This window comes from Intrasporangium sp. (assembly GCF_030452765.1).
Classification (GTDB): domain Bacteria; phylum Actinomycetota; class Actinomycetes; order Actinomycetales; family Dermatophilaceae; genus Intrasporangium_A.
The window spans coordinates 1-9,432 of the sequence record NZ_JAKDLO010000166.1; the positions used below are offsets into that span (position 1 = coordinate 1).

The following is a 9,432-nucleotide window of genomic DNA, read 5'->3' on the forward strand; positions in this document are numbered from 1 at the left end:
CCGCGCCGCGCGGCGGGGGCGGGGGGGGGGGGGGGGGGGCCCGCGCCGGGGGGGGGGGGGCCCCGCCGGCCACAGCGTGGGGTCGGCGGCTAAGGACGCTGCAGGCGAGGTCGCCAAGGACGCGACCAGTCCAGGCGGACCCAACGGAGGCGCAGGATCGGCAACTCATGGCGGACCAGGCGCTCCCTCAGCGGCCAGCGGCTCCGAGAGCACCCAACAGGTCCCGGTCGACCCACCCGCGGGCGGGCAAGCCTCCGGCGCGGCCGGAGCGCCCGCCGGAAGCAACACCCCCTCGCCGCCCGCGAGTGGTGCTGGCGCCGCTGTCGCACGCGGGGTCGGTCATGCCGCAACTGCGGGCCAGCACATCGCCGGCGCCGCGACACCCCCTGATGACGAAGGAGAGCAACCATGAGCACGAGCACCCCCCGGACCTACGGGTACTGGAGCATCCCCAAGAGCCGAGGCGTCATGGGCCTCGGCTCCTGGGGCACGGTGGCCCTGTTCGGGGGTCTGATCCTGCTGGTCATCACGCTGGTGACCAAGGGCGTCATCGCAGGCCTGATCGTCGCAGTGGTCTTTACTGCATTCCTGCGAGGCCTCACCCTCAAGGACACCCATGGCCGCAGCTACGCCGCCCGCGCATCGACCCGGGTCGGATGGTGGCGGACAAAACTCAGCGGCAGCCATCTTTACCGCTCCGGGCCGCTGGGAGCGATCCCCTGGACCCGATTCATGCTCCCGGGTCTCGGGGCGGCCCTGAGCGTCGCGGAGTACCGCGACTCATACGACCGCCCGTTCGTGGTGGTGGGATCCAAGTCCACCCACTCCTACTCCGTCGTTCTCTCTTCCAGCCCGGACGGGCAGTCGCTGGTCGACGCCGACGTCACCGACACCCGCGTGGCGTACTACGGAACGTGGCTCGCCGCCCTCAGTGACGAGCCCACCCTCAAGGGGGCCGCGGTCACGATCGAGACCGCCCCAGACACCGGCCACCGTCTACGGCGACAGGTCGTGCCCCGCCGGGACCCGGACGCTCCCGCCCTGGCGCAAGCGGTCATGGGCGAAGCCGTCGAGCGATTCCCGGCGGGCGCGTCGCCCGTTCAGGCCACGATCGCGTTGACGTTCGACTCGCGCCCCCGCCCGGGCGCGAAAGACCGTTCCCCCGATGAAATGGCACAGGTCATCGCCTCCAGCATCCCGAACATGACGCTGCTCCTGGAGGCAGCAGGCGCGGGCCGGGTCACCCCAGTCGACGAGGCCACACTGGCCGAGCGGGTCCGCTGCGCGTATGACCCGGCGGCAGCGTCGTTGATCGAGGATGCCCACGAAGCCGGCGAACCAGTCGAGTTGGCCTGGCACGACGCCGGGCCCGTCGCTCACGAGGCCCACTGGGACGGGTACCGCCACGACGGCGCCTACAGCGTCACCTCCGCCATGAGCAAGCCCCCGCGAGGCGAGGTGCAGCACTCCTTGCTGAGCCGGCTTCTAGCGCCGCACAAGGACATCGCCCGCAAACGCGTCACGCTGCTCTACCGGCCCATCGACCCTGCCACCGCCGCTCAGGTCGTCGACCAGGACCTCGATACCGCCGTCTTCCTCAACGCCTCCACCGGTGGTAGCGCACGAGGGAGGATCGCCGAGAGAGCAGCCGAGGCCACCGCCGCGGCCGAAGCCAAAGGCGCCGGCCTGGAGAACTTTGCCCTCATCGTGACCGCCACCGTCACCGACCTGACCCGCATCGACGACGCACGCACGGCGCTACGCAACATGTCGGCGGCGGCCCGCGTTCAAACCCGGGTCCTGTTCGGCTCGCAAGACTCAGCATTCATCGCCGGCCTGGGATTGGGAGTCATCCTCCGCGAGCACCTCGCCGTGCCAGCCGATTTCGGAGCTAAACTATGAGCACCACCCGAGCAACCGCCCCGCCGCGCGGGGTAGCGAGCCGCCGGAAACCGCCCGCTCGTGGCTGGGGTGGCCGCGGCGGCGGCGCTTCCTTCTACGTTCAGGCCCCTGCCGAAGCACGCGGCTCGAGCAACCAGGTGTGCGGCCTCTGGCCGTTCTCGGTGGGCGCGGGCGCCCCCATGATCGGGGTCCCCTTAGGCCCACACCTGTTCGGCGGTGGCACTGTGTGCTGCGACCCCATCAGCTGGTTCCAACTGGCCAAGTTCATCTCCAACCCGAGCATGTTCATCCTCGGTCTGCCCGGTCTGGGCAAGAGCACCCTCGTGGTCCGCCTCATCATCGGTCTGTGCTACTTCGGGGTCATCCCCGTCATCACCGGCGACCGCAAGGGCGAGTACTGGGACGTCATCGAAGGCCTGGGCGGGCCGGTCATCCGGCTCGGCCCGGGAATCGGCCACGTCAACGTCCTTGACCCGGGCGGCGCGATCGAGGTCGCGAACCGGCTCACGGGATCACTACGGCTCCGTGTGCTCGAAGGAGCACAGTCGCGGCGCAAGGAGGTCGTCGCCGGCCTGATCGACCTGGCCCGCGGCTCCCGGCTGCGTGAGCGCGAAGAGAACGTCGTCGACCAGGCCCTGCGCGTGCTCGACGACCGACACGACGGCATCCCCATCCTGTCCGACCTGCTGCACGTCGTACGTGAGGCCCCGGCCGAGCTGCGCGCGATGATCGTGGACCGAGGCGATGACAACCGATACCGCGAACTCACCGAAGATCTCGAAGCCTCCCTGCTCGGTCTGATCAGCGGCGGCCGGCTCGGCGCGATGTTCAACGAACAGACCGCACAACGACCCGCCCGGGACCTGCCGGTGGTGTTCGACATCTCCGGGATCCCCGACACCAAAGGCGAGTCCCGGGCGGCCGCGCAACTGGCGAGCTGGGCCGCGGCCGCCGAGATGATGGACACCTCCGATGCCCTGACCAAGGCAGGGCTCGAACCGCGTCGGCACTACCTGTCGGTCGATGACGAGCTGTGGTCAGGGCTACGGGCCTCGAGCGGGATGGTCGACCGGTACGACTCGATCACCCGCCTGAATCGCTCCATGGGCATGGGCCAGATCATGGTCTCGCACACCTCGGCAGACCTGGCTGCGCTTCCTGAGGTGGACCGAGCCAAGGCTGCGGGGTTCATCGACAGGTCCGGGATCGTCGCGGTCGCGGGCCTACCGGCATCCGAGTTCGAGCAACCCTTCATGGAAGGCAAGTTCACCCAGCGGGAACGGGAGATGGTCACGCAGTGGCAGACCCCCGCCGGGTGGGAAACCAACTCGGCGCCTCCCGGGCAGGGGAACTTCCTCATCAAAGTCGGTGAACGGCCCGGGATCCCGCTACACCTCCTCCTCACGACAGCCGAGAAGCAGCTTCACGACACCAACAGTCGCTGGCACGACCAGTCGCGACGTAGCGCGCTGCCCTTCCTCGACCCGACGGCCAGCACCCCGTTGCACGACCAGGTGGAGGACCCCTCATGAGCCGCCCCAACAATCGGTTGAGCCAACCCGGTCAAGGCAACGCCACACCATTCCTGATCCTGGCCGGCACGGCTCTGTTCGCGTGCTGCGCCATCTACGTCGCCGTAAACCTCGCGCGGCGGATCGAAGGGTCACCGGCCCTGTCCGAGAACCCGATCGAGCTCCTAGCGGCGCTGATCAAAGGCCGGGTGTCGTGGCCCCCTGCTGCGACCTGGGTCCTCATCGGGCTCGGGGTACTGCTGTTCCTCGCGGCACTAGTCGTCGCGGTGCTGATCCGTCGCCGGCGGGGCACGCGAACCCGCGTCGACGACGCCAGCCGCTACCTCGGGACCGGCAGGGACATCGGCCCGCTGAGCCTAGCCGCCGTCACCGCGCAAGCGGCGCGGCTCGGGGTCACCCACCCCGACGAGGACGAAACCCCGCCACCGACCGGTGCCCTAGCCAGGGTCCGGCGACACTCGACGCCTCGCCCTCCCACAGGGGTCCCGATCGGGCAGGCCGTCCGGGACGGCCGGAACCTGTACGGCTCCTACGAAGACACCCACCTCGACATCTGGGGCCCGCGCACCGGCAAGACAACCTCGCGGGCCATCCCCGCCATCCTGGCCGCCCCCGGAGCCGTGGTGGCCACCAGCAACAAACGCGACCTGGTCGACGCGACCCGAGACGTGCGTGCCCCCCTCGGCCCGGTGTGGGTCTTCGACCCACAGCAGATCGCCGGCGAAGAGCCGAACTGGTGGTGGAACCCCCTGTCCTACGTCACCGACGAGGTCCGCGCAGCCCGCCTCGCGGGACACTTCGCTGCCGGGTCCCGCCCTGCGGGAGCCAAAACCGACGCCTACTTCGACCCCGCCGGCCAAGACCTACTCGCCGCGCTCCTGCTCGCGGCCGCGATCGCCGAACGGCCGATCACGCAGGTCTACACGTGGCTGACGCTGCCCAAAGAGGATGAGGCCGTGGACATCCTGCAGCGGGCCGGGTTCGCCCTGACCGCGGACCAGCTCGCCGGCGTGATCGGCGCCCCGGAGAAGCAACGGGGTGGCATCTTCGGGACCGCTCAACAGATGGCCAACTGCCTGACCAACCGGGCTGTCGCGCGGTGGGTCACCCCCCAGCCCGGGCGGCGCGCGCACTTCAACCCAACCGAGTTCGTCACCTCCCGCGGCACCCTCTACAGCCTCTCCAAGGAGGGTCAAGGCACCGCCGGGCCTTTGGTGACGGCGCTGACCGTGGCCACCGTCGAGGCGGCCGAGGAGCTGGCCACCGTCTCTGCCGGCGGGCGTATGCCCACGCCAATGCTCTGCATCCTCGACGAGGCCGCGAACGTCTGCCGCTGGAAAGACCTCCCCGACCTCTACAGCCACTTCGGCTCTCGCGGGATCCTGCCCATGACCATCCTGCAGTCCTGGTCGCAGGGCGTCGAGGTGTGGGGCGCCAGCGGAATGCAAAAACTCTGGTCAGCGGCCAACATCAAGGTCTACGGCGGCGGCGTCAGCGAGGTTCAGTTCCTGGAGCACCTGGCGCAGGTCATCGGGGACTACGAACGAGTCACGTCCTCGACCTCGACGTCTACCCGCCAGGGCGGACGTTCTATCTCCCGCCAGATCCAGCGCTCCAAGATCCTCGAGGTCTCCGACCTCGCCGCGCTCCCCCGCGGCCGCGCCATTGTCATCGCCTCCGGATCACGTCCCACGATGATCCGCACAAAGCCCTGGATGGAAGGCCCCGACGCCGACCGCGTCCGGGCCTCGTTCGCGGCCCACGACCCGGGCCAGCGGCGGGCCAACGCCGTAGCGCGTGAAGCGACCAGTGTCACGACAGCCCTAGAACCGCGGCCTACTCCAGGTGACTTGCGATGAGCAACGTTGACGAGTGGGCCAGCGAGACGCCGCTCACGGAGGTAGCAGTCCCTGCGGCCGAACAGGAGGCGGTAATCACGCCGGAGTTCGACGTCGCCACCCTCGCTGGCGATTTCGTCCAATCCGCGGTGCAGGCCGCCGTACGCAAACGTGTGGCCGGGATCGCGGCCAAAGCGGTCAAGGAGGCACTCTCCGACGAGACCTTATTCGCGGCGCTCGAGGAGCAAGCGCAGGATGCGGCCGAGGTCGCGATCGCTGACCAGCTGAACCCGGCCCCGTCACCCGACCCCGAACCGGAGGGCCCACCAGAACTGCACTTCGGCAGTGTCGACCAGTTCGTCCGAGGCTTCCTCTGCCACATCTACAGCCGGCGGATCAACGAGCGATCCGAGCGTGTGTGGGCTCCCGACTGGTGGCGCTACCCCGAAGCCGTATCCCGACTCGAGTCGCTCTGGCGCGCGTGGGAGGCCCTGCGACTCGAGCCGGCCACCGGTATGAGCGTCTGGTGGCGGGACCACGCCGACCACCACATGAACGTGCTCTTCGACTCCGAAGGCCCGTTCAAAGACGCCCGCGGCCGCTGCAGCGCCGGCGAGCCGCTGCCGTGTGACGAGCCGCCAGCCTCCCTCTTCCCTGACGTACGGGAACAGCCTCTGGAGTCGACGAGCGCGACCTAGCCCACACGCCGTGTCTTAACGGCTGCGGTCGCTGTGCTGTTTAGTCGTCGCCGATCCTGCTCGGGACTTGCGGGCACGGGGTTGGCGGCGACCACTGGCGGCGGTGGCTTCGGTCGCGGGGGTGCCTTGGGAGACGTCAGCGAGGATCCGTCCTTCGACGACGGCCGGCTCGATACCGTCGTCGGTCATGGTCTGGGCGAACTGCCGCCGTCGTTCGGTCGAGTCGTAGAGGGCTTCACTGGCTGCTGCGAGATCGGCGCCGGCGGTGGCCGGCTCTTGGCCCTTGGCCGCGGCAGCGGACGCTTCAGCGTTGAGCCGGCTGGCGGTAACGGTGACGGCAGCCGCTTCGGCAACCTCCGTCCCAGCCGCCGCTTGCTCCGGCTTCTGGGAGGGGTCTTGCTGCGGAGGTAGCGCATCGCGTTCGGCCCGCAGTGCGCGCACCTCGTCGTGTGCTGCGCGCACCGTCCCCTCATTCCGATCGGGATGGGTGCGCGGGAGTGAGTTACGGGCACCACCTTCCAACCAAGTCACCCTGGCTTCGGCAGCCGCGAGCCGCTCTTCGAGCGGTGCGTCTTGCTGCACAGCAAATCGGTCGTGCCCAGCGGTGCCGGCCATTAGCGCTCCAACTTGCACCGTGGTGTCGAGGCCGTACCGGTCCTTCAGCTGCGCGTCCATGACGTCCTTCAGCCGGGCCACCTCCGGGTCGCTCTCAGCCCACGCGCTAGCGCCCTCGTACAGGTGCGCGATCCTGGCGTCACTGGCGGTCTCCCACCAATCGGAGCGCTCCACGGGGGCCAGGGTCGCCCGCGCCGCGGTGCGTTCCCCCTCGAGCCTCGCGGCGAGCTCACGCGCGTCTGCGGCCGACTCAGCCTGCGCTGCTCGTTCGGCGGCCTCGCGGTCGCGGGCGCGCCGTTCACCGACCTGCGCGGCGGTCATGACCGCGAGTCGTAGGGACATCTCGAGGGCTTCCTCGACGCCATCCGTGTCAGACATGTTCCACTCCTTCGTTTCGGTGCGTTCACTGGTTAGCGTTCCGGGCTTTCGGTTCGTCCAGTGCCGGTCGTGGTCTGGGCCGGCACTGGTTGGGTCGGTTGCCCGGGCCCGCTTGGCTCGGGCAGCCGTGGTGGAATCGGTCGGATCGAGGTGGCCGGGGCGACGGCTCCGGTCACGCGCTCGACCATCTCTTCCAGTTCGGTCCGAGGAGCCTGGATCGCAGCCCTCCCCTTGGCCAGGCGCGCATCGTCCAGGACTGGCGCGGGTTCGGCCAGGACGGCCACGAGGGTCGGCATCCGGTCCCGGACGGCGACCAGCTCATCGCGCACGGCCTGGGCGATCTCGGCTGCCCGCTGGGCCTCGCCGGCCGCGGTGTGCGCGTCATGGATGGCCTTGGCCAAGTTCATCAGTTGCCGCAGCAGCACGGCCTGGGCCAGCGTGGGGTTGTCGCTGCGTACGACTGACATCATCAGCACCGCGGCGCCGGCCGCACTGATGGTCCCGGCGGGCTCTGGGACGCGGGGCCGGTACTTGGTCTGTGCCGACTTGGCCAGCGCGTCGGCCGTGGCCGCCAGTGGCCCCGGTGTCTCCTCGACCTGGTTGGACCATGCTGCGAACGCGCCCGCCGTCTCACGCGCCACCCTCGCCCACTGGTCACGATCCTCGATCGGTACGGCCCGCATCTGCTCCCGCAGGCGGTACGTGTCGTCGAGCACCGTCTGCCACATCTTCGGATCCGGCGCCACAGCCTCGCGGCCCTCGGCCACGACGCGGCGACCGCGGCGCGCGGCTACCCACTCGGCGGCCGCGTCAGTCGCACCCTGCGGGGTATCCGGCCACCCTGCCCGCAGGCGGGGCAGGGCTAGGTCGCGCCCGAGGTGGCCGCCCCCGTACCAGATCGGCCGCTCCCCGTGAAGCGGTCGTGCCGCCACGGAGTAGCCGGTCACGACGTCGGTTCGACCGTCCGCGAAACGTGGTCGCACCAGCACGCCGCCGCGGCGCATCCGTCGCACGAACTCGGCTTCATCACCGCTGGCGGTTGCGCATCCGCGCACCTTCCGGGCGAGAGTGTGACGGGGCTGTTCGGCCGGCATCGCCGCCGCGATCTTCGCGGCGCGTTCCTCTGCCGGCAGCGCGTACCAGCCCGGCCCTACGGCGCCGGCAGGTGCGGCCTGGCGTTCGCGTTCGTAACGGGCAGCAGCTCGTGCGCGGGCCTGCGCCTGACGTTCTGCAGGACTGTACCCGCGGGTGGCCCGCTCGGCCGCGGCCCCCTCCAGTGGCTCGAGACCGTAGGCCACCTCAAGGGCTCGCGTGACCTTCTGCGCCCGACGGAAGTCCAAGTGCGTCGAGGCCCGCGTGCCGTCCTCACGCACCAGGTTCACCGCGATATGAATGTGGTCGTTCCCGCCACCTGACAGACCGTGACGAACCGCGACCCACCGGGTCGGGGCCTTGCCCGACGCTTCGTCGTCGAACCCCATCTCGCGCACGAAGTGTCGTGAGATCACGCCCCACTTCTCGTCCGTCAGCTGCCCCTCCTCGGCGCGCAACGAAAGCGAGCAGTGCCACACGTGCCCGCCCTTAACGGTGACGCCGTACGCCTTCATGGGTCGGTCCAGATGGCGCGCGATCGCCAACGCGGCATCACGCCCCAACTCGTCGTCGTCGTGCCACGTCATCAGCGGACCGTCGCCCGCCACCAGGTGCGGCTCCGTGTGCTCGTTACTACGCCCGGGCCCAACGAGGTAGACCATCAGGCCACCAGTCCGGTCGCCCCGGACCACGTTCGGCATCACGTTGCGATCCCGTCCAGAGCGTCGTCAATTCGCACCGCGGTGCGACGGGCGGCGGCCAAGGTTGCGCTCAGCTCGTCATGGACCTCGCCGGTTGCGTTGGTCGCCTTCGCGATCTGGTTGACGTTGTTCGCGATCGACGACAACAGGCGGATCGCGCGGAACATCTCGGCCAGTGCGTCCCGGCGCTCGGTCGGGGTCTCCGACCGGTCCCGCGACAGCGCCGACTCGACCAACAGGCGAGGCACCGTCACCCGGTGCAGCTCCGCCAGGCGTACCAGCTGCGCCTCCTCCTCCGGGGTCACCTTCACCTCGTGACGGTGCTGCCGCCCGCCCTGCACATTCGCGCGCCGCCGGCGCAGCAACGCCCGAGCCCGGCCGGCGCCGCTCTCGGGTACCTGCTCCACGACAACACCGCCCTTCCCTGGCCCAGCGCAGCGACCCCGCCCTATGCGGGGACTCACACACAGTGTGACCCGAGCCGACCCCCGTGTCGAGCGACGAGGCCAATTAGCCGTGCTAATTGTATAGCTTGCTCCGTCTGGGTCTCCGATTCCCAAACCGGGAGCGACAGCGGACGGCGCGGCAAGCCCACAGGGTGTCGAATCGCGACATACCCTCGCTCCGTCTGGGTCTCCGATTCCCAAACCGGGAGCGACAGCGGACGGCGCGGCAA

7 protein-coding genes are annotated in these 9,432 nt (G+C 69.7%); 4 read left to right on the top strand and 3 right to left on the bottom strand.

Going from position 1 to position 9,432, the window contains the following annotated elements; genetic code table 11:
* Positions 1-408 precede the first annotated feature (408 nt).
* From L0H79_RS17480 to L0H79_RS17495, 4 genes are read left to right on the top strand one after another with little or no spacing between them, the layout of a single operon-like run.
* Positions 409-1,902 (top strand): SCO6880 family protein, encoded by a 1,494-nt coding sequence (locus L0H79_RS17480; RefSeq protein ID WP_301485927.1) that lies wholly within the window; start codon positions 409-411, stop codon positions 1,900-1,902.
* Positions 1,899-3,434 carry an ATP/GTP-binding protein gene (locus tag L0H79_RS17485; RefSeq protein WP_301485928.1) on the top strand — a complete coding sequence of 512 codons (1,536 nt, stop codon included), beginning with the start codon at positions 1,899-1,901 and terminating at the stop codon, positions 3,432-3,434. Before L0H79_RS17480 ends, L0H79_RS17485 begins: the two co-directional genes overlap by 4 nt.
* Positions 3,431-5,293, top strand: a complete 1,863-nt coding sequence (locus L0H79_RS17490; RefSeq protein ID WP_301485929.1) for a type IV secretory system conjugative DNA transfer family protein — start codon at positions 3,431-3,433, stop codon at positions 5,291-5,293. The genes L0H79_RS17485 and L0H79_RS17490 overlap by 4 nt, the downstream gene beginning before the upstream one ends.
* Entirely contained in the window at positions 5,290-5,970 is a 681-nt protein-coding gene (locus L0H79_RS17495; protein WP_301485930.1) for a DUF4913 domain-containing protein, read from the top strand. The genes L0H79_RS17490 and L0H79_RS17495 overlap by 4 nt, the downstream gene beginning before the upstream one ends.
* Positions 5,971-5,985: 15 nt before the next feature.
* Here L0H79_RS17495 and L0H79_RS17500 read toward each other — a convergent pair whose 3' ends face one another.
* The 3 genes from L0H79_RS17500 to mobC are packed head-to-tail and all read right to left on the bottom strand — an operon-like array spanning position 5,986 to position 9,163.
* Entirely contained in the window at positions 5,986-6,963 is a 978-nt protein-coding gene (locus tag L0H79_RS17500) for a hypothetical protein (RefSeq protein WP_301485931.1), read from the bottom strand.
* 32 nt (positions 6,964-6,995) lie between these two features.
* Positions 6,996-8,756: a relaxase/mobilization nuclease domain-containing protein gene (locus tag L0H79_RS17505; RefSeq protein WP_301485933.1), complete on the bottom strand. Its 1,761-nt coding sequence runs from the start codon at positions 8,754-8,756 to the stop codon at positions 6,996-6,998.
* Positions 8,756-9,163 (bottom strand): plasmid mobilization relaxosome protein MobC, encoded by a 408-nt coding sequence (gene mobC / locus L0H79_RS17510; RefSeq protein WP_301485932.1) that lies wholly within the window; start codon positions 9,161-9,163, stop codon positions 8,756-8,758. The genes L0H79_RS17505 and mobC overlap by 1 nt, the downstream gene beginning before the upstream one ends.
* Positions 9,164-9,432: the final 269 nt, after the last annotated feature.